The sequence below is a fragment of the Streptomyces sp. PsTaAH-137 genome (assembly GCF_003259365.1).
In the GTDB taxonomy this organism is placed as follows: Bacteria; Actinomycetota; Actinomycetes; order Streptomycetales; family Streptomycetaceae; genus Streptomyces.
Genome location: NZ_QLLY01000001.1, coordinates 419,967 through 439,318, shown reverse-complemented (window position 1 = coordinate 439,318; position 19,352 = coordinate 419,967). Strand labels below are relative to the sequence as shown.

Annotated in this window: 21 protein-coding genes; 11 read left to right on the top strand and 10 right to left on the bottom strand. The window is 72.3% G+C overall.

Features of this window, described 5'->3' with window-relative positions:
• The first annotated feature begins 213 nt into the window (after positions 1-213).
• Both K377_RS01860 and K377_RS01855 read left to right on the top strand, forming a co-directional pair.
• Complete coding sequence (locus K377_RS01860; protein WP_258394948.1) at positions 214-672, top strand: ATP-binding protein; 459 nt, start codon at positions 214-216, stop codon at positions 670-672.
• Between the two features lie 71 nt (positions 673-743).
• Positions 744-1,124, top strand: coding sequence for a hypothetical protein (locus K377_RS01855; RefSeq protein WP_202455721.1), 381 nt, complete (start codon positions 744-746; stop codon positions 1,122-1,124).
• Positions 1,125-1,127: 3 nt separating this feature from the next.
• On the opposite strand, the gene K377_RS01850 is transcribed toward K377_RS01855, so the two are convergent.
• From K377_RS01850 to K377_RS01840, 3 genes are all read right to left on the bottom strand, one after another.
• Entirely contained in the window at positions 1,128-1,739 is a 612-nt protein-coding gene (locus K377_RS01850) for a bifunctional 2-polyprenyl-6-hydroxyphenol methylase/3-demethylubiquinol 3-O-methyltransferase UbiG (RefSeq protein ID WP_111661275.1), read from the bottom strand.
• 8 nt (positions 1,740-1,747) lie between these two features.
• On the bottom strand, positions 1,748-2,371 hold the full coding sequence (locus K377_RS01845; RefSeq protein WP_111661274.1) for an N-acetyltransferase: 624 nt from the start codon (positions 2,369-2,371) through the stop codon (positions 1,748-1,750).
• Positions 2,372-2,438: 67 nt separating this feature from the next.
• Positions 2,439-2,729, bottom strand: coding sequence for a cupin domain-containing protein (locus K377_RS01840; protein WP_111661273.1), 291 nt, complete (start codon positions 2,727-2,729; stop codon positions 2,439-2,441).
• Between the two features lie 128 nt (positions 2,730-2,857).
• On the opposite strand from K377_RS01840, the gene K377_RS01835 reads away from it, so the two are divergent.
• A complete protein-coding gene (locus tag K377_RS01835) occupies positions 2,858-4,402 on the top strand; it encodes an FMN-binding glutamate synthase family protein (protein ID WP_111661272.1) in 1,545 nt (514 codons plus the stop codon).
• Between the two features lie 7 nt (positions 4,403-4,409).
• Here K377_RS01835 and K377_RS01830 read toward each other — a convergent pair whose 3' ends face one another.
• Genes K377_RS01830 through K377_RS01810 form a run of 5 tightly spaced genes read right to left on the bottom strand, consistent with a single transcriptional unit; the run spans position 4,410 to position 8,972 of the window.
• Positions 4,410-5,633: a cytochrome P450 gene (locus tag K377_RS01830; RefSeq protein WP_111661271.1), complete on the bottom strand. Its 1,224-nt coding sequence runs from the start codon at positions 5,631-5,633 to the stop codon at positions 4,410-4,412.
• 43 nt (positions 5,634-5,676) lie between these two features.
• Complete coding sequence (locus tag K377_RS01825) at positions 5,677-6,861, bottom strand: NAD(P)/FAD-dependent oxidoreductase (RefSeq protein WP_111661270.1); 1,185 nt, start codon at positions 6,859-6,861, stop codon at positions 5,677-5,679.
• The gene (locus K377_RS01820; protein ID WP_111661269.1) at positions 6,858-7,058 is read right to left on the bottom strand and encodes a ferredoxin; all 201 of its coding nucleotides are present in this window, start codon (positions 7,056-7,058) and stop codon (positions 6,858-6,860) included. The genes K377_RS01825 and K377_RS01820 overlap by 4 nt, the downstream gene beginning before the upstream one ends.
• 4 nt (positions 7,059-7,062) lie before the next feature.
• On the bottom strand, positions 7,063-7,731 hold the full coding sequence (locus tag K377_RS01815; RefSeq protein WP_220093166.1) for a TetR/AcrR family transcriptional regulator: 669 nt from the start codon (positions 7,729-7,731) through the stop codon (positions 7,063-7,065).
• Positions 7,728-8,972 (bottom strand): cytochrome P450, encoded by a 1,245-nt coding sequence (locus tag K377_RS01810; protein WP_111661267.1) that lies wholly within the window; start codon positions 8,970-8,972, stop codon positions 7,728-7,730. Before K377_RS01810 ends, K377_RS01815 begins: the two co-directional genes overlap by 4 nt.
• An 86-nt stretch (positions 8,973-9,058) precedes the next feature.
• On the opposite strand from K377_RS01810, the gene K377_RS01805 reads away from it, so the two are divergent.
• Complete coding sequence (locus K377_RS01805) at positions 9,059-9,412, top strand: SUKH-3 domain-containing protein (RefSeq protein WP_111661266.1); 354 nt, start codon at positions 9,059-9,061, stop codon at positions 9,410-9,412.
• Positions 9,413-9,448: 36 nt separating this feature from the next.
• Here K377_RS01805 and K377_RS01800 read toward each other — a convergent pair whose 3' ends face one another.
• Positions 9,449-10,807 (bottom strand): MFS transporter, encoded by a 1,359-nt coding sequence (locus tag K377_RS01800; RefSeq protein ID WP_111661265.1) that lies wholly within the window; start codon positions 10,805-10,807, stop codon positions 9,449-9,451.
• 242 nt (positions 10,808-11,049) lie between these two features.
• A complete protein-coding gene (locus K377_RS01795) occupies positions 11,050-11,778 on the bottom strand; it encodes an IclR family transcriptional regulator (protein ID WP_111661264.1) in 729 nt (242 codons plus the stop codon).
• 109 nt (positions 11,779-11,887) lie between these two features.
• Here K377_RS01795 and K377_RS01790 point away from each other — a divergent pair, with 109 nt between their 5' ends.
• From K377_RS01790 to K377_RS01760, 7 genes are all read left to right on the top strand, one after another.
• Positions 11,888-12,652: an IclR family transcriptional regulator gene (locus tag K377_RS01790; protein WP_111661263.1), complete on the top strand. Its 765-nt coding sequence runs from the start codon at positions 11,888-11,890 to the stop codon at positions 12,650-12,652.
• Positions 12,653-12,730: 78 nt separating this feature from the next.
• A complete protein-coding gene (locus K377_RS01785) occupies positions 12,731-13,567 on the top strand; it encodes a 2-keto-4-pentenoate hydratase (protein WP_111661262.1) in 837 nt (278 codons plus the stop codon).
• A 3-nt stretch (positions 13,568-13,570) separates the two neighbouring features.
• Positions 13,571-14,518, top strand: a complete 948-nt coding sequence (locus tag K377_RS01780) for an acetaldehyde dehydrogenase (acetylating) (protein ID WP_111661261.1) — start codon at positions 13,571-13,573, stop codon at positions 14,516-14,518.
• On the top strand, positions 14,515-15,528 hold the full coding sequence (dmpG, locus tag K377_RS01775) for a 4-hydroxy-2-oxovalerate aldolase (RefSeq protein WP_111661260.1): 1,014 nt from the start codon (positions 14,515-14,517) through the stop codon (positions 15,526-15,528). Before K377_RS01780 ends, dmpG begins: the two co-directional genes overlap by 4 nt.
• Before the next feature lie 190 nt (positions 15,529-15,718).
• Positions 15,719-16,579, top strand: a complete 861-nt coding sequence (locus K377_RS01770) for an alpha/beta fold hydrolase (RefSeq protein WP_237551864.1) — start codon at positions 15,719-15,721, stop codon at positions 16,577-16,579.
• Positions 16,580-16,631: 52 nt separating this feature from the next.
• Entirely contained in the window at positions 16,632-18,377 is a 1,746-nt protein-coding gene (locus K377_RS01765) for a bifunctional 3-(3-hydroxy-phenyl)propionate/3-hydroxycinnamic acid hydroxylase (protein WP_111661259.1), read from the top strand.
• Positions 18,374-19,315: a 3-carboxyethylcatechol 2,3-dioxygenase gene (locus K377_RS01760; RefSeq protein WP_111661258.1), complete on the top strand. Its 942-nt coding sequence runs from the start codon at positions 18,374-18,376 to the stop codon at positions 19,313-19,315. The genes K377_RS01765 and K377_RS01760 overlap by 4 nt, the downstream gene beginning before the upstream one ends.
• Positions 19,316-19,352: the final 37 nt, after the last annotated feature.

Genomic DNA, 19,352 nt, shown 5'->3' with positions numbered 1-19,352 from the left:
CCGCGCCGCTGAAATTATCAGGGAGTCGGTTGCAGCGTGAGTACGATCACGCGCATAGTTGACGCGTGAGCGGTCACGTCGCAGCTCCGGAGGAGCATTCGGCCCGGACGGGGCGCGTGCTGCTGGTGTCGTCAGCCGCCTCGCACCGCTCCAGCCGCTGCCCTTGCCCCCACACCGCGGCCGCCCCACGGCAGGCCCTGGAAGGCGACCTTCGTGACTCTGCCCCCACCCGGCGCACCGGCCCCGTCCCCGGCCTTAGACACAACCGCGCCTCGCCGGGAGTTCTGGTTCGGCCTGCCTGCGCTGCGCACCAGCGCGAGATCCGCCCGCGACACGGTCCGCGACCGGCTGCGCGCGTGGAAGGTGCCCGGCGACACCTGCTGCGACGCGGTGCTGCTGGTCTCCGAGCTGACGACGAACGCTGTGTTGCACACCGACAGTGGACACGTCGTCTGCGGCCTCACGCTGACGGGGGACGAGCGGCTGCTGCGGATCGAACTGCACGACGGGGGCCGGGTTCCGGTCCGCGCGCCCGAGCGGCAGGCGGGGCCGGGCGAGGAGAACGGGCGGGGGCTGTTCCTCGTGCAGCAGATCGCGGACCGGTGGGGGTCCGCGCGTTCGACACGGGCCGAGGGCAAGGTCGTCTGGGCGGAGTTGACCTCCTGCACCTGACCTCGCCCGTGACCCCGACGTCATGCGTTCCGACCGGCACAGCACGGCCCCGGCCACGTCCAGGAGGCACCATGCCCACCCCAGCGGAACCCGTCTCACCCGTCGTGCTGTACGTGTGCGCCGACCGGTCCCCGGCCGGTCCGGGGGCGGCCGCGCAGTGCGCGCGGACCGAGGGCCAGGCGTTCGCCCAGGAGCGGGGACTGACGATCGCCGAGGTCGTCACCGATACGTACGGTGAGCCCGATCCGGTCCGGCGGACCGGATGGCGCCGGGTGCGGCAGCTGGTGCGGACGGGCCATGTCGCCGAGGTCCTCGTGCGCTGGCCCTGCGCCATCGCGCCGGAGTCCGCGCACGAACTCCGGCACCGCGAGACCGCGTGGCTGCAGGACCACGGTGTGCGTCTTCGCTACACGTGGGCGCCGCTGTCGGCCCGGAGCGACGAGGTCTGCTGAAGGTCAGCTCGTCGCACGGTGGACGCTGACGGCGTAGCCACCGCCGTCGTAGGGGGCCGCGTCCCAGGTGGCGAAGCGGTCGACGAGGTCGAGGCCGGCCGCGGCGCAGCACGCGTCGTACTCCGGCAGCGTGAGGCTGGGTGGCACGGGCAGATGGGCCGCGTCCAGGCCGAAGCCCGCGACGAGGAGGCCGCCGGGGCGCAGGGCCGCGGCGAGGCGGGCGACCACCGTGGATTCCGTGCCGGGGGTGAGCAGCGGCATGACGTTGCCCGCGGCGACCACGAGGTCGAAGTCCGGGGCGACGCCGAGCGCGGCCGGGTCGAACGCGGTGAGGTCGGTCCGGTGCCACGGCAGGTCCGGGGCCTGGGCCCGCGCCACGTCCAGCATCGACGCGTCGAGGTCGATGCCCACGCAGTCGTAGCCGAGTCCGGCCAGCCGGATCATGACCCGGCCGGTGCCACATCCGGCGTCCAGCACGCGGGCCCCGGCGGGTACCAGGGCCGCGCAGAACGAGGCCTCGCCGTGCATGTCCTGCCCGCTGCGGGCCAGCGCCTCGAAGCGGGCGGCGTACTCGCTGCCGGACGTGCCACCGGTCAGATCCTGCCAACGACTCATGAGATCGACTATAGGTCGGCCGCCGGGCGGGCCGGCCGCCACATGGTGGTGACGACATGGCCGGTGGCGGTGGTGATCGTGTCGCGCGGGACGAAGCCGGCGCCGCGGTAGCGGTCGATGTTCACGGGGTTGGACGATTCGAGGTAGGCGGGCGCGCCGAGTGCGTCGATGCGGGCCAGGCTCTCGGCGAGGAGGCCCATGCCGAGGCCCTTGCCGCGGTGGGCGTCGTGGACCCCGAGCAGGGTGAGGAAGAAGCAGGGCTCCGCGGGGTGGGCGGCTTCCAACTGGTCGTAGATCGCCAGGATGTCCCGGGCCGCGTCGGGCCCGGCGGCACCGGTCAGCAGGTCCGGCAGGCCGGCTTCCTCTTCGGGGGTGAGCTCGGTGCCGCCCGGCGGGATCCAGACGGCCGCGGCCTCCGCGTCCGGTGTCACCAGGGTCCAGGGGTGGCGCAGCGCGGAGGTGACGTACTGCCGCCACATGACCGCCGCCTGTTCGGCACGCCGGCCCTCGTCGGGGAAGGCCGGGCCCCACAGCGGGTCGTGGAAGAAGGCGCTGGTCAGGGTCGAGACGATGGCGTCGGCGTCCGCCGGGGTGGCGATGCGGGCGGCGACGGGCGGAGGAACGCGGGGCATGCACCCACGCTATCCGTTCCCGACCGCATTTTTGGCGACGGATTTCGTTGTCTTCCGAGGCGTTTCCTTACGGCTTCTTCAGCTCGATCTCGACGAAGGAGTGCGGTGCGCCGCCCACGTTGACGACCTCGTGCTCGGTGCCGGCCGTGCGGGCGTAGGACTCACCGGCCCGCATCGGCGAGGGGGTGACCGTGCCGTCCGCGCCGATCACGTCGGTCTGCCCGTCGGTGACCGGGACGACGACGTAGTCGTACGCGTGGACGTGGCGGCCGGTGCTCTGGCCGTCCTCGAAGTCCCAGCGGGTGACGCGGATCTGCTCGTCCTCGTGCTGGACGGTCGCGCGGGCGGTGGTGGTCATGGTGGTTCTCCTTGCTTCGTTCGGGCATACGAGCTCCCGGGACCGCAGGCTAGCCCCCTGGCCTGCCCGTCTCGGCACGCCCCCTCTACCATCGGGCCTGCTCTGGCAGTCGAGGAGAGGAACGTTTCATGCGTGCTCGGAACATAGGCGCGGCCGCGGCGACGGCGCTGGCGGTGGTGGCCGCCCGCGACCTGGTGCAGAAGAAGCACGCACTGCTGAGAAACTTCCCCGTGGTCGGCCACGCCCGGTATCTGCTGGAGACGATCGGGCCGGAGCTGCGGCAGTACGTCGTGACCTCCAACGACGAGGAGCGGCCGTTCAGCCGTGACCAGCGCAGCTGGATCTACGCGTCGGCCAAGGAGGAGAACAACTACTTCGGGTTCGGCACCGACAACGACGTCGAGCACGTGCAGGGGCATCCGTACATCAAGCAGCGGACGTTCGCCGGAGCCCTGCCCGATCTGCACGACCCGCAGGCGCCGCTGCCGTCGGCCAAGGTGCTGGGCGGGCCGCGCGGCCGGGCCAGGGCGTTCCGTCCGGCGAGCATCGTGAACATCTCGGCGATGAGCTTCGGTTCGCTGTCGGGCGCCGCCGTCACCGCGCTCAACAAGGGCGCGGCGCTGGCCGGCACGATGCACAACACGGGTGAGGGCGGGCTGTCGCCGTACCACCGCAACGGCGGCGATCTGATGCTCCAGATCGGCACGTCGTACTTCGGCTGCCGCAACGAGGACGGCACCTTCAGCCTCGACAAGCTGAAGGCCGTCGTCGAGAGCGCCCCCGTCAAGGCGATCGAGATCAAGCTCTCGCAGGGCGCCAAGCCGGGTCTCGGCGGGATGCTGCCGGGCCCGAAGGTGACCGAGGAGATCGCCGAGATCCGCGGCATCCCCGCGGGCAAGGACTGCGCGTCGCCCTCGCGGCACACCGCGTTCCACGACGTGGACTCGATGCTCGACTTCGTGGAACTGCTCGCCGCCGAGACCGGGTTGCCGGTCGGGATCAAGAGCGCTGTCGGCGAGATGGGCTTCTGGGAGGAGCTGGCGACCCTGATGGCGCGGGGCGACCGCGGGGTCGACTTCGTGACGATCGACGGCGGCGAGGGCGGCACCGGCGCCGCTCCCCTGATCTTCAGCGACTCGGTGTCGCTGCCGTTCCGGATGGGCTTCTCCCGTGTCTACAGCACGTTCGCGGAGCGGGGCCTGACCGATGAACTCACCTTCATCGGCTCGGGCAAGCTGGGGCTGCCGGAGAACGCCGCCGTGGCCTTCGCGCTCGGCGTCGACATGGTCAACGTGGCCCGCGAGGCGATGCTGTCCATCGGCTGCATCCAGGCGCAGAAGTGCCACACCGACAAGTGCCCCACCGGCATCGCCACCCAGTCGCCGTGGCTGGTGCGGGGAGTCGACGCGCCGTCGAAGGCCAACCGGGCCGCCATGTATCTGCGCACCCTGCGCCGGGAGTTGCTGAAGGTGTCGGGCGCGGTCGGCGTGGCCCACCCGTCGCTCATCACGCCCGCCGACATCGACATCATGAACGGCGACTACGAGGCCCGAACCCTCGCGAGCGTCTACGGCTACAAGGACGGCTGGGGCGAACTCTCCCCGCACCTCGCCCGGGAGATCACCGAACTGCTCACCGCCGAGCCGGCCGCGCTCCCCGACACGACCGGCTGACGGCCCGTCACCAGGTGACCGGCAGGGCGTGCAGACCGTAGATGACGGCGTCCTGCTTGAACGGGATGGCGTCCAGGTCGGCGGCGGCGCGCAGGGTGGGCACCCGGCGGAACAACGTCGGGTACACCACCTGGAGTTCGAGGCGGGCGAGCGGCTGGCCGAGGCAGTGGTGCGGGCCGACGCCGAAGGCCTGGTGGCGGCGGTCACCCCGGGTCAGGTCGAGGCGGTCGGCGTCGGGGTAGACGGCCGGGTCGCGGTTGGCGAGTTCGCCGAGCAGGATCACCCCGTCGCCCGCCCGGATGGTGCGGCCCGCGATCTCGATGTCCTCGGTCGCGGTGCGCCGCCGCCCGAGGTGGACGATGGTCAGGTAGCGCAGCAACTCCTCGACCGCGGCGTCGACGACCTTCGGGTCGTCCGTGGTGCGCAGCAGGTCGAGCTGGTCCGGGTGCTGGAGGAGCAGCAAGGTCCCCAGGGAGATCATGTTGGCGGTGGTCTCGTGCCCGGCGAGGAGCAGCAGGACGCCCATGGCCGCGGCCTCGGCGGGGGTGAGCGCGTCGTCCGCGACCTGCGCGGCGAGCCGTGACAGCAGGTCCTCGCGCGGGTCGGTGACGCGCTCCGCGACCAGTTCGGCCAGATAGTCGCCGAGGGCGGCGTGGGCGGCGCCGCGCTCCTCGGGGGTGGCGGTCGTGGAGACGATGACCTTGCTGTTGCGCTGGAAGAACTCGTGGTCGGCGTACGGGACTCCGAGCAGTTCCGAGATGACCAGGGAGGGCACGGGCAGGGCCAGCGCCTGGACGAGGTCGGCCGGGCGCGGGCCTGCCAGCAGGTCGTCGACGGCGCGGTCGACCATCCGCTGCACGGCGGGGCGCAGCGACTCGACGCGTTTGATGGTGAACGCGCCGCTGACCATGCGGCGCAGCCTGCTGTGCTCGGGGTCGTCCATGAGGACGAAGCTGAGGTCGGGTCCGGCGTCGGGCCGGGGGCCGTGGTGCGCGACGGGGCTCGGGTAGCCGGGCCGCGCCGGATCGACGCTGAGCCGGGGGTCGGCGAGGAGGGTCCGTTGCTCGGCGTGGCCGGTCACGGTCCACGGGGTGCTGCCGTCCCAGATCCGGGTGCGGGTCAGCGGGCCTTCCTCGGCGAGCGCCCGCATCCGCGGAGAGAGGTCGAAGGGGCAGCCCGCGGCACGCGGGTCGGGGAAGTCGCGCGGGGGTGCGGAGGACGGGGAACTCATGTCGGAACCTCGCGATGCGGTGGGGGGGGGCAGGCGGGCGGTGCTACGCGGCGGGCTCGTCGGCGGCCGGAGTCTCCAGGAGTCGCGCCCGGTGCTGCCGGGCCTGCTTGGGCATGTTCCAGCCGAGGACGGCCAGGGTGCGGTCCTGATGCCGGTAGGCGGCGACGAAGCGGTGGGCGTCGAGGCTTCCCTCCAGGACCGTCAACTCGGCTTCGGGGAAGGGCAGTCCGTGCACATGGATCCGGGCGTCGAACTGGTCGGTCCAGAAGTACGGCACGGGGGCGTGCCGCCGGGGGCCGCCGAGGATCCGGGTGGCGACGGTCGCGGCCTGGTCCGTGGCGTTGGTCCGGTTCTCCAGTCGGCGCGGGGCCCCGGTGGCCGGATCGGTCCAGCGGGCGACGTCCCCGACGGCGTAAATTCCTTCGGCCGCACGCCCGTTCACGTCGCAGAGCACGCCGTCGCCGAGGTCCAGGCCGCTGCCGTCGAGCCACGCCGTCTCGGGCACGCAGCCCACGGCGACGACCGCGACCGGCGTGGCCAGCAGTTCACCGTCGGCCAGGCGGACTCCGCCGCCGGTCGCCGCGAAGTCCGTACCGGCGACCGCGGTTCCGAGGAGCAGCCGGGTGCCGTGTCCGCGATGCAGCTCGGTCAGCAACTGGCCCACTTCGGAGCCGAGTTGGGCCTGCATGAGTGTTTGCTGCGGTCCGACGAGGGTGACGTCCACGCCGAGGGTACGGGCGGTCGCGGCGATCTCCGCGCCGAGCACCCCGTCGCCCACGACGACCGTACGTCCGTGTTCCAGCAGCCGGGTGCGCAGCGCGAGCGCGTCGTCGACGGTGCGCAGCGTGTGCACGCGGTCCGTCGGGCCTTCGGCGGGCAGGGAGCGCGGGGTCGCGCCGGTGGCGATCACCACGGCGTCGGCGGCCAGTTCCCGGCCCGTCTCCGTACGGACGCCGCGTCGCGCCGCGTCGAGCGAGACGGCCCGGTCGCCGAGCAGGAACTCGGCGTCGAGGGCCGCCAGGTCGGACGGCCTTCGCAAGTGCGTCTGTTCGGGCTGCCAGGTTCCGGCGAGGAGCTGCTTGGACAGCGGCGGCCGGTCGTAGGGCGGGTGCCGTTCCGCGCCGAGCACCGTGACGCGCCCCGTGTATCCCTTGCGCCGCAGGGTCTGCACGGTGGCGAGTCCGGCGGCCGACGCGCCGACGACGAGGACGCTCGACGGCGCCGTCACGCGTTCTCGCGGAGTTCGATGGCCGCGGCGGGGCAGACGCTCGCGGCCTCGTCGACCGACGCGTGCCGCTCCGCGGGCGGTTCGGCGTCGAGCAGGATCACGATGCCGTCGTCGTCGCGCTGGTCGAAGACCTCGGGTGCGATCAGGACGCACTGGCCCGCGCCGCAGCACTTGCCCTCGTCGACAGTGATCTTCATGGGGTCACTCCTTGGGTGTGGGGGTCGCGGGCGCGGCGAACATGCCGCTGACGGCGTCGGTGAGGAGCGTGGCCGTCTCGCGCCAGGAGGCCGGCGGCGCCTCTCCGCGCGCCACCCGTCCTTCGTGCTCGGCGCAGGTGTGGGTGATGAGGTACGACGCCATCTCCCCGCGGCTGCGGCGTACTTCGGGAGGGATCCGGCCGAGGAGCCGGCCGAGTCCGCTCAGGACGGCGGCGACGGGCCCGCGGTTCAGGGCGTCGTCGGTGAGCACCGCTCTGAGCGCGGGGTCCGTCATGAGCTGGGCGGAGAACCGCGCGTACCAGGACGGTCCGTCGAGTCCCGCGAGGTATTCCGGCACGGGCCGCACCAGGCACTCGACCCAGGCGCGGACGTCGTCGGGGTCGTCGATGGCGTCGAGCATGTCCTGGCGGACGGACTCGGCGGCCGCGGAGTGGTGCGCCAGGATCGCGCGGACCAGCTCGGTCTTCGAGCCGAAGTGGTAGCCGACCGCGGCCACGTTGCCCTGCCCGGCCGCCTCGCTGATCTGCCGGTTGGAGACGCCCGCGATGCCGCGCTCCGCGTAGAGCCGCTCGGCCGCGGCCACGATGGCCTGCCGTGTCTCGATGGAGCGCGCGCCGGGCCGGGCCGCCGTCCGCTCGGCGGGGAGGGTCACCAGGTCACCGGCAGTTCGCGCAGCGGCCCGGTCAGCAGCCCCTCGACTTGGCGCAACTCACCGCGTTCCACGGCGAGTTCCAGACCGGGCAGGCGGCGCAGCAGTACGTCGAGGACGGTCTGCATCTCGGTGCGGGCCAGGGGCTGGCCGAGGCAGGAGTGCGGGCCCGCACCGAAGGTCAGATGCGGGTTCGGGGAGCGGGTGAGGTCCATGCTCGCGGCGTCGGTGAAGGCGCGCTCGTCGCGGTTGGCGGCGGACATGCTGCACACGACGGTGGTTCCCCGTGGTACCAGTTCCTCGCCGAACTCGATGTCCTCGTGGACGTAGCGGACCATGCCGAACCCGTTGCTCGGGTCGATCCGCAGGACTTCCTCGACCGCGGGCCTGATCAGGGAACGGTCCGTCAGCAGTCGCTCCCAGCGGCCTCGGTCGGACAGGAGCTGGGCGACCATCACGCCGATGAATCCGGCGGTGGTCTCGTGCCCGGCGAGGAGCAGGGCCTGTCCGGTGGCGACGAGCGCGTCGTCGGGCAGGACGGCGCCCTCGCTGTCGGGCGTCGTGAGCAGCAGGGTGAGCAGGTCCTCCTCGCCCTCGGTCACCCGGCCTGCGTCGAGAGCGGCCCGCTTGGCGGCGATCAGCTCCGTCATGTAGGCGGCGAACTCGCGCTGCGCCGCGGCCATGTCGGCGGCGCTGTACTTCGTCACGCTCAGGAAGGCGTCCGACCAGTTCTTGAAGGCGTCCCGGTCGCGCTCCGGCACGCCGAGCATGGCGCAGATGACGTACACGGGGAACGGGAAGGCGAGTGCGGACACCAGGTCGGCGGGGCCCGGCCGTGCGGTCATCTCGTCGATCAGGCGCTCCGTGACCCGCTCCATGTCGGGGCGCAGCGCCCGGATCCGCCTGGCGGTGAACCAGCGGCCGAGGAGCCTGCGCCATCGTTCGTGGCCCACGGCGTTGAGGGTGCGCGCCATCGGGCTGTTGAAGATGTCCCCCTCCCCCTCGGCGACCCGCGCGGCGTCCTCGTTCGCGACGCCCTCGCGGCTCAGCCGGGGATCGCTCAGGGCCGAGCGGACGTGCTCGTAGCGGGTGAGCAGGGTCGCTTCGTCGCCGCTGGGCAGGGTCACCCGCGCCACCGGGCACTCCTGCCGCATCCGCGCCCACTCGGCCGGGGCGTCGAGCGCCGCCGGCTGGGGGAACGGGTATCGCCGAACTGCCTCTTCGTCCGTGGTCCCTTGGGGCATGTGATGGCCTCCGACGTAGGTTCCGGGCTCGCCCTCCACTCAAGTTAAAACGCCTGCATTAGGCAAGCGGATGGCTCGATTCCGTCGTGAAGAGTCCGGAACGAACCCGTGCGGGGCGCCTCCACCGCGTCCTGGAGCAGTATGGCGAGATCACCGTGGCCTGGATGTGGCGGCAGCGGGAGCAGACCCTGACGACATCCGTGGAGACGACGCGGGAGTCCACGCACGCCACCCCCCGGACCGTACGGATCCTCGGCAAGCGGCTCGGCTCCCCCGTCCTGCTGGTCGGCACCGTGTTCTCCACCGAGGAGGCCGTGCTGCTCGCGGAGAACGGCGACATCCTCACCTACGGGGACGCGGGCTTCCAGCGCGTCGGCCACGGCTTCGAGCACGCGGTCCGCGCGCTGGTCGCGGGCGACTGGGACAAGACGTTCTTCTGAGCCGACGGGCCGAGGAGCCGAGGATCCGACGCCGCGTCAATTGCGGGCCGGCTCCCGGACGGGCAGCGGCACCGCGGGCGTGCCGTCCGTGATGTCCGTGCGGTGCGACTCCTTGGTCAGCGCGATGGCCGCCGCGCTGACCAGGCAGACGCCGATCAGATAGACGCTGACCCAGCCCGAGTGAGTGCCACCGCCCGCTGCGGCGAGCAGGCTGCTGGCGATGAGCGGCGCCGTGCCCGCCCCGAGGGTGGAGGCGAGCTGGTAGCCGAGGGAGGCGCCGGTGTAGCGGGCGCGGGTGCCGAACATCTCGCTGACGAACGCCGCCATCGGCCCGTACATGGACGCCTGGAGGATCGGGTTGCCGATGATGTACGCCGCGAACAGGAGTGCCACCGAGCCGCTGTTGACCAGGGCGAACAGCGGGAACGCGGCCGCCGCGGTGACCAGCGCGCCGGTGATCATGACCGGGCGGCGGCCCACCCGGTCCGAGAGGATCGCGAACGCGGGGATGGTGAAGATGTGCAGTGCCGAGGAGACCGTCTGGGCGAGCAGCACGGTGGAGCGCTCGAAGCCGGCGCCGGTGGCGTAGGTGAGCATGAAGGTGGCGAGCAGTGACTGAAGCACGAGGGCCGCGCAGCCGCCGAGGCAGGACAGGACGATGTTCCTGCGGTAGCGGCGCAACACGGTGAACAGGGGCGCCTCCTGCTTCGCGGCCGGTTCCTCGGCGGCCCGCCGCTGAGCCTCGGCGAACACGGGGCTCTCGGTGACCTTCAGCCGGATGAACAGGCCGATCGCCATGAGCAGCAGGCTGAGCAGGAACGGCACGCGCCAGCCCCAGGCGAGGAACTGGTCCTCGGGCAGCGCGGAGAATCCGGCGAAGACGGCGGTGGCGAGCACGGCACCGGCCGGGCCGCCCATGTTCGCGAAGGAGGCCATCAGGCCGCGGCGCTCGGTACTCGCGTGCTCCATGGCCATCAGGGCGGCGCCGCCCCACTCGCCGCCGACGGCGACGCCCTGCACCAGGCGGCAGACGACGAGCAGCACCGGTGCCCAGATGCCGATGGTGCCGTAGGTGGGCAGCAGGCCGATGGCGAAGCTGGCGAGCGCCATCAGGGTCATGGTCAGTACGAGCATCGACTTGCGGCCGACGCGGTCGCCGAAGTGCCCGAAGACGATGCCGCCGAGCGGTCGCGCGACGTAGCCGACGGCGAGGGTGCCGAAGGCGGCGATGGTGCCGGCCAGCGCGTTCAGGTCGGTGAAGAACAGCTCGTTGAAGACGAGCGAGGCGGCGGCGCCGTACAGCAGGAAGTCGTAGAACTCGATGGCGCTGCCGACAAAGCTGGACAGGGCGATCCGCCGTGACTGGGCGCGACGCGCAGCGTCGTGGGTGGGCATCTGCGGCTCCGGGGGTTCGGTGCGCTGCGGAGGGGGTGCACGCGGGGTGCGGCCGGATCGTCCACGGCCACGACGCGAAGGTGTGTGCATTTTCCGCACAAGCACTTGTAGATAGCGAACACCTTGCGGGCGGCCTCACAGAGTGTCAAGAGCTGCCCGGATGATCGATCAAAGCGGCCCGGGTGCGGAAACGCCGCAGGCCCCCACATCGCTGCGGGGGCCTGGAAGCGGTACGGCGGAGGTCAGCCCAGCGCGGAGATCTCCTCGGCGACGGCGCGCATCGCGGCGATGGAGCCGCGCGCCACGTCCTCCCGCGAGGTGATCAGGTTGACGCACATGTGCAGGGCCGGGTCCGCCATGCGCAGGGGCACGGCGACCCCGTACGCGCCGGGCTCGACCTGGCCGAACGTCTGGGCGTAGCCCTGCTCGCGGGCCTGCGCGACCTCCGGCGACTCGTCCTCGGCGGGTGCGCGCAGGGCGGCGAGGGCCAGGCCCGCGGCGCCGGTCCCGACGGGGTGGCGGCTGCCGACCCGGTAGCTGAGGTGGTAGTCCACGGACCAGGGCTCGACCACCGCGACCGCCACGGCCTCGTCGCCCTCCGCCGAGATCAGCGCGACCGTGGCGCCCAGCTCGTCGGCGGTGCGGCGCAGCACCGGCAGGGCGGCCTCGCGGACGCCCGCCGCGTAGCCGCGCGCCAGGGTGACCGTGCCGGAGCCCGCGCGGTAGCGGCCGTCGGCGGCCCGGACGACGAGATGACGCTCGGCGAGCGTGACCAGGATCCGGTAGGCGATGGTGCGGTGGACGCCGAGCCGCTGCGCCACGTCCTGTACGGCGAGGCCCTGGGGCTGTGCGGCGACCAGTTCGAGGGCGAGCAGTCCGCGCGCGAGCGTCTGCGAGCCGACGGCCTTGCCCGCCGCGCCGCTCCCCCGCCCGGCCTTCCGGTCGTCCGCCCCCGCCTCGTTGTCGCTCATCGGCCCAGTCTACGGGCGCGGTGGTGACAGAACGTCACTCCAGGGGCGCGCGCATGCTCCCGTAAAGTCGACATGTCGCAGCGTTCGGCATCTGAGGAAGGACGACCCCTTGAGCGACGACGCGCCGAGCGGCGTCCTGGGCAAGGCCCTCACGGTGCTCCAGGCCTTCACCGTCGAGGACACCACCCTCGGCTTCGCCGAACTCCAGCGGCGCACCGACTTCGCGAAGAGCACCCTGCACCGGGTGCTCGGCGACCTGGTGGCGGCCCGGCTGCTCGACCGCGTCCAGGGCCGCTACCGCCTGTCCGGGCTCGTCTTCGAGCTGGGGATGCGCGCGTCGGTCGAGCGAGGACTGCTCGAAGTGGCGACGCCGTTCCTGGAGGACCTGTACGTGCGCACCCACGAGCTGGTGCACCTCGGCACGCGCGAGGGCTCGGAGGTCGTCTACGTCGCCAAGATGGGCGGCCACCAGCAGGCCGACTCGCCGTCGCGGCTCGGCGGGCGGATGCCGCTGCACGCCACGGCGCTCGGCAAGGTGCTGCTCGCCCACGCCCCGGCCGAGGTCCGCGAGGCCACTCTGAGCGGACCCCTGGAGCGCAAGGCGCCCCGCACCATCACCCACGTCGACGTGCTGTCGCGCCAGCTGTCCGACATCGTCACCAAGGGCGTGGCCTTCGAGTACGAGGAGTCGGCGGTCGGCATCGTGTGCGTCGCGGCCGGGGTCTTCGGCCCGGCGGACGAGATCGTGGCGGCGGTCAGCGTGACCGGCCCCGTGCACCGGTTCCAGCCCGCCCGGCACGCCACCAGCGTGCGCGCGGCCGCCGCGGGGATCTCGGCGACACTCGGACGGCGCGCCGAGCTGCGCGGCCACTGATCCGCGGATCCGGCCCGAGTTCCGCCGGACGGAACTCTTTCCTGGGCGCCGGGCGACCCCGGTGTCCAAGCTGAGGGCATGAACGAGATTTCCCCCGGCGACGACGCCGTCGCCCAGGCGGCACAGCGGTTGCTGCAGGCCGCCGCGGACCGCGTGCCCTGCGCCCCGGTCCGCGATCTGATCGGCAGGGACGACGTGCGGGCGGCCTACGCCGTCCAGGAGCTGCTCACCGCGCGCCGCCTCGAAGCGGGCGCCCGGGTCACCGGCCGCAAGATCGGCCTCACCTCGCCTGCCGTGCAGCGGCAACTGGGTGTGGACCGGCCGGACTTCGGAGTGTTGTTCGCCGACATGAGCGTCGCGGACGGCGCGTCCGTACCGCTCGGGGACCTCCTCCAGCCGAAGGTCGAGGCGGAGATCGCGTTCGTCCTGGGCGCGGACCTCTCCGACGGTCCCCTCGACGACGCGCAGATCCGGGCCGCGGTGGCCGAGGCGGTGCCCGCCCTGGAGATCGTGGACAGCCGGATCGCCGACTGGGACATCAGCTTCGGTGACACCGTCGCCGACAACGGCTCCTCCGCGCTCTACGTCATCGGCGGCCCGGCCAAGCCCCTTTCGGAGTTCGAGCCGGTCACGGCCACGATGACGCTGAAGCGGCACGACGAGACCGTCTCCAGCGGTGACGGCTCGGCCTGCCTGGGCGATCCGCTCGCCGCGCTCGGCTGGCTCGCCCGGACCGCGCGCGAGGTCGGCGATCCGCTGCGCGCGAGCCAGGTCGTCCTGTCCGGCGCGCTCGGCCCGATGGTGCCCGCGGCGGCCGGGGACGTGTTCACCGCCGACATCAGCGGACTCGGCTCCGTCTCGGTCCGCTTCCACGACTCCAGTGACGCCACCGACTCCAGCAGCGAAGGAGCCTGAAGCATGAAGACCAAGGTCGCCGTCATCGGCTCGGGCAACATCGGCACCGACCTGATGATCAAGGTGCTCCGGACCTCGGACACCCTGGAGATGGGCGCGATGGTCGGCATCGACCCCGCGTCCGACGGGCTCGCCCGCGCCAAGCGCCTCGGCGTTCCCGTGACCGCCGAGGGCGTCCAGGGGCTCATCGCGATGGACGGCTTCGCGGACATCGCCATCGTCTTCGACGCCACCTCCGCGAAGGCCCACGTCGCGAACGCCGCCGCGCTCGCCCCGTACGGCAAGCAGCTCGTCGACCTGACCCCCGCCGTCATCGGCCCGATGGTGATCCCGGCGGTCAACCTGGACGACCACGTCGGCGCGGACAACGTGAACATGGTGACGTGCGGCGGCCAGGCCACCGTGCCGATCGTCGCGGCGATCTCCTCGGCCGCGCCGGTCCCGTACGCGGAGATCGTCGCCTCGATCGCGTCGAAGAGCGCCGGTCCCGGCACCCGCGCGAACATCGACGAGTTCACCGAGACGACCAGCCACGCCATCGAGACGGTCGGCGGCGCCGAGCGCGGCAAGGCCGTCATCGTCCTGAACCCGGCGGAGCCGCCGCTGATCATGCGCGACACCGTCCTCGCGCTGGTGGACGCGCCCGACGAGGCCACCCACGACGCGATCCGCGCGGCCGTCGCGCGACGGGTCGAGGAGGTGTCGGCGTACGTGCCGGGCTACCGCCTCAAGCAGCGGGTGCAGATCGCGCCGGTCCCCGCCGACCAGCCCGTGCACACCCTCACCCGGGCTCCGGTCACCCACCAGGTGTCCGTCTTCCTGGAGGTCGAGGGCGCCGCCCACTACCTTCCGGCGTACGCCGGGAACCTCGACATCATGACCAGCGCGGCCCTGCGGATGGCCGAGGCCATGGCCGCCCGCGCCACCGCACTCCAGGGAGCCGACGCATGACCGCCGCCAAGCTGTTCATCCAGGACGTCACGCTGCGCGACGGGATGCACGCCATCCGGCACCGCATCGAGCCGGAGCAGGTCGGCCGGATCGTGGCCGCGCTCGACGCGGCCGGCGTCGACGGGATCGAGGTGTCCCACGGCGACGGCCTCGCCGGCGGCTCCCTCAACTACGGGCCCGGCAGCCACACCGACTGGGAGTGGATCGAGGCGGCGGCGGCCCACATCGAGAACGCCCGCCTGACGACTCTGCTGCTGCCCGGCATCGGCACCATCGAGGAGCTGAAGCAGGCGTACGCGCTCGGGGTGCGCTCGGTGCGGGTGGCCACGCACTGCACCGAGGCGGACGTCTCCGCCCAGCACATCGCCACGGCCCGCGAACTCGGCATGGACGTCTCGGGCTTCCTGATGATGAGCCACATGGCCGACGCGAAGACCCTCGCCGGGCAGGCCAGGCTCATGGAGTCCTACGGCGCCCACTGCGTCTACGTCACCGACTCCGGCGGCCGGCTGATGATGGACGGGGTGCGCGAGCGGATGCGCGCCTACCGGGACGTGCTCGACCCGGCCACCGAGATCGGCATCCACGCCCACGAGAACCTGTCCCTCGCCGTCGCCAACTCCATGGTCGCCGTCGAGGAGGGCGTGACCCGCGTCGACGCCTCCCTGGCGGGCCAGGGCGCGGGCGCGGGCAACTGCCCGATCGAACCGTTCGTCGCCGTCGCCGACCTCAACGGCTGGGAGCACGGCTGCGACCTGTTCGCCCTCCAGGACGCGGCCGAGGACCTGGTCCGTCCACTCCAGGACCGCCCCGTCCGCGTGGACCGCGAGACGCTGACCCTCGGCTACGCCGGGGTCTACGGCTCCTTCCTGCGGCACGCCGAGGCGGCGGCCGAACGCTACGGCGTCGACGTCCGCACGATCCTCGTCGAGGTCGGCAGGCGGGGCCTGGTCGGCGGCCAGGAAGACATGATCGTCGACGTGGCGCTGGGGCTCGCGCAGGCGAGCTGACGCACGTACGCCGAGCAGGGCCGGGAGAGGGTGACCCGGCCCTCTTCGGCATGCCCGCGGGGCGCCCCCGCAGCGGCAACGGACGTGAGCAAGAACCCCTTGACATTCCTCCCCCGCGAGCGTTGCATCAGAGTTATTGGCGTGTAAATAACGATCACCAGCGTGCACATAGAGAACGAGGAGCCGGGTCTTGTCCCTCACCAAGGAAGCCGCGTCGAACGACATCACCCTTCCGTCGGGCCTGCGCATGCGGTACTACGAGGCCGGGGCGGCCGGTGCCCCGCCGGTCGTGCTGCTGCACGGCTCCGGACCCGGCGCGACGGGCTGGTCGAACTTCTCGGGCAACATCGGTGAGATCGCCGCCGCCGGATTCCATGTCGTCGCCCCCGACATGCCGGGCTGGGGCGACTCCGACGCCCAGGCGACGAAGGACATGGACCACGACGCGACGCTCGTGGAGTTCCTCGACGCGCTGGGCCTGTCGCGCGCGGCCCTCGTCGGCAACTCGATGGGCGGCCACACCGCGGTCCGCTTCGCCACGCTCCACCCCGAGCGCATCACCCACCTGGTGACGATGGGCGCCTCGCTGGGCCGCGGCCCGGCCTCCCTGTTCGGCGCGGGCGACGGCCCGAGCGAGGGCCTGAAGGTCCTCGTCAAGGCGTACAAGGACGCGAGCCCGGAGAACATGAAGGCGCTCGTCGAGATCATGACGTACGACAAGGCGCGCTTCGCGACGCCGGAGCTGACCCGGGCCCGCTCGGAGGCGGCACTCGCCCGCCCCGACCACCTCGCGAACTACGTCGAGGGCCTCGCGCACGGCGCCCCCATCCCGATCAAGGTCGACCGGGACACCATCCCCGGCATCACGACGCCGACCCTGCTGATCCACGGCAAGGACGACCGCGTCCTGCACTACGAGACCAGCCTGTGGCTGCTCGCCAACATCCCGGACTCGCGCCTCGTGCTGCTCAACCGGTGCGGCCACTGGGCGATGATCGAACACGCCGCCGAGTTCAACCGCCTCGTCACCGACTTCCTGTCGCACAACTGACCAGGCCACCGCACCGGTACTCGCACCGGCACTGAATCGATCGGAACACCCCATGACCACCTACGACACCGACGTCGTTGTCATCGGAGCCGGGCCCGTCGGCCTCACCCTCGCCAATCTGCTCGGCGTGCGCGGCCGCACGGCCACCGTCCTGGAAGCCCGCCACGAACTCATCGACTACCCGCGCGGCGTCGGCCTCGACGACGAGTCGATCCGCAGCCTGCACACGGCAGGCCTGTGGGAACGCGTCCAGCCGTTCACGGTCCCGCACCACGTGGTGCGCCTCGTCAACGGCACCGGCCGGGTCCTGGCCACCAACAACCCGAGGACGCAGGAGTTCGGCTACCCGCGCAAGCACGGCTTCGTGCAGCCGCTGGTCGACAAGGAACTCGCCGCCGGGCTCGACCGGTTCCCCGGCACCGCGCTGCGCTTCGGCCACAAGGTCGTCGGCCTGGAGGACCGCGGTGACCACGTCCTCGTCACCGCCGCGCGGCTCGACGCGGAGGGCGAGACCGTCGGGACGGTCACCCTCACCGCCCGGTACGCCGTCGGCTGCGAGGGCGGCAGTTCCTTCACCCGCAAGTGGATGGGCGTGCAGTTCGAGGGCAAGTCGCCGTCGACCCGCTGGGTCGTCGTCGACGTGGCCGACGACCCGATCGGCACCCCGTCGGTGTATCTCGGCGCCGACCCGCGCCGCCCCTACGTCTCCATCGGCCTGCCGCAGGGCATCCGGCGCTGGGAGTTCATGCTCCACGACGACGAGCCGACCGAGCGGTGCGACGACCCCGCGTTCATGCGCGCCCTGCTCCGGCGGCACGTGCCCGACCCGGCAGCGCTGAAGATCATCAACCAGCGGACCTTCACCCATCACGGCCGGGTGGCCTCCGACTTCCGCAAGGGCCGCGTCTTCCTCGCGGGCGACGCCGCGCACCTCATGCCCGTCTGGCTCGGCCAGGGCTGGAACTCCGGGATCCGCGACGCGACGAACCTGGCGTGGAAGCTCAGCGCCGTCCTCGCCGGCGACGCGCGGGACACCCTCCTGGACACGTACACCGAGGAACGCCGCAAGCACGCCTCGGACATGATCGACGTCAACATGGCGGCCGGCACGGTCATGAAGATGGGCCGCGTCGGCGGCACGGTCCGCGACATCGCCGCGTCCGCGCTCAACCTCGTACCGAAGTGGAAGTCGTACTTCACCGAGCTGCGGTTCAAGCCCATGCCGCGCTACGCCACCGGGGTCGTCGTCGACCAGGCCACGCTCACCCCGGGCCGGGCGCGCGCCGGGTTCAAACGCGGTGGCGCGCTCGCGCCGTTCACCGACTCCGCGGGTGAACTGTCGCCGGTCGGGCTGCAGTTCATCCAGCCGCGGGTCAGCACCTCCGACGCCGTGAACGTGCTCCTCGATGACGTCACCGGTGACTGGTGGACGCTCGCCACGTGGGGCACCGACCCGACGGCGTACCTCACGGACGCGGACCTGGCGTTCGTCCGCAGGCACCGGATCAAGCTGGTCTCCTTCATGCCGGAGACGCAGCGGGTCTGGGCCGAGGGGCGGTACGCGGACGCACCGGCGCCCGTCACGGTGGTCGGTGACAGCACCGGCGCGCTCAAGGACTGGTTCGACGTCCGCGCGTGCGGTCTGGTCGTGCTGCGGCCCGACCACTTCGTGGCCGCGGCCTCCCTCGCCCGTCAGGCGCCGCGCGCCCTCGCCGCCGTGCGCGCGGCGGCCTCGCTGACCGCCGTGTCCGTGCGGGTACCGGTCGGGGAACTCGCCACCGAAGGAGCCTCGTCATGACCCTCGCCCTCGTCACCATGTCGCACAGCCCGCTGCTTGACTTCGCCGAGCCGCCCGCCGAGGTGGCCGACGCCGTCCAGGGCGCCTTCGCCGCCGCGCGGACCTTCGTCCAGGAGTACGACCCGACCCTGGTCGTCTCCTTCGCGCCCGACCACTACAACGGCTTCTTCTACGACCTGATGCCGCCGTTCTGCATCGGGTACGAGGCCCTGGGCGTCGGCGACTACGGCACCGCCGAAGGCCCGCTGAACGTGCCGACCGGCCGGGCCGAGGAGCTGGCCCAGTGGGTCGCCGAGCGCGACGTCGACGTGGCGATCTCCCGCCGGATGGAGGTCGACCACGGTGCGATCCAGCCGCTGGAGATCCTGTTCGGCGGCATCGACACGGTGCCGACCGTGCCGGTCTTCGTCAACGGTGTGGCCAAGCCCTTCGTGACGATGCGCCGGGTGCGGATGCTCGGCGAGGCCATCGGCGGTTTCCTCGCCGGGCTCCAGGACGAGCGGGTGCTCGTCCTCGGCTCGGGCGGCCTCTCCCACGACCCGCCGGTCCCGCAGTGGGCGACCGCCGACGACGCCGCGCGCGCCATGCTCCTCAACGGCAGGCACCCCACCGCGGCGGCCCGTGACGCCCGGCAGCAGCGCGTCATCGACACGGCGAAGGACTTCGCGGCGGGCACGGCCGCGATCCAGGACCTCAACCCGGAGTGGGACCGGGCCCTGATGGCGGCGCTCGCCTCGGGCGACCTCTCCCCCGTCGACGCGATGACGCCCGAGGGCATGGCGCGGGACGCGGGCAACTCGGCCCACGAGGTGCGGACCTGGGTGGCCGCGTTCGCGGCGCTCGGCGCGGCCGGGCCGTACGAGGTGGCGTACTCCTTCTACCGGCCGATCAAGGAGTACATCGCCGGGTTCGGGGTGATGGCGGCCCGTACCGCCTGATGAGCGGCCGTGAGTCGGGGGCCGGGCGGCTGTTAGC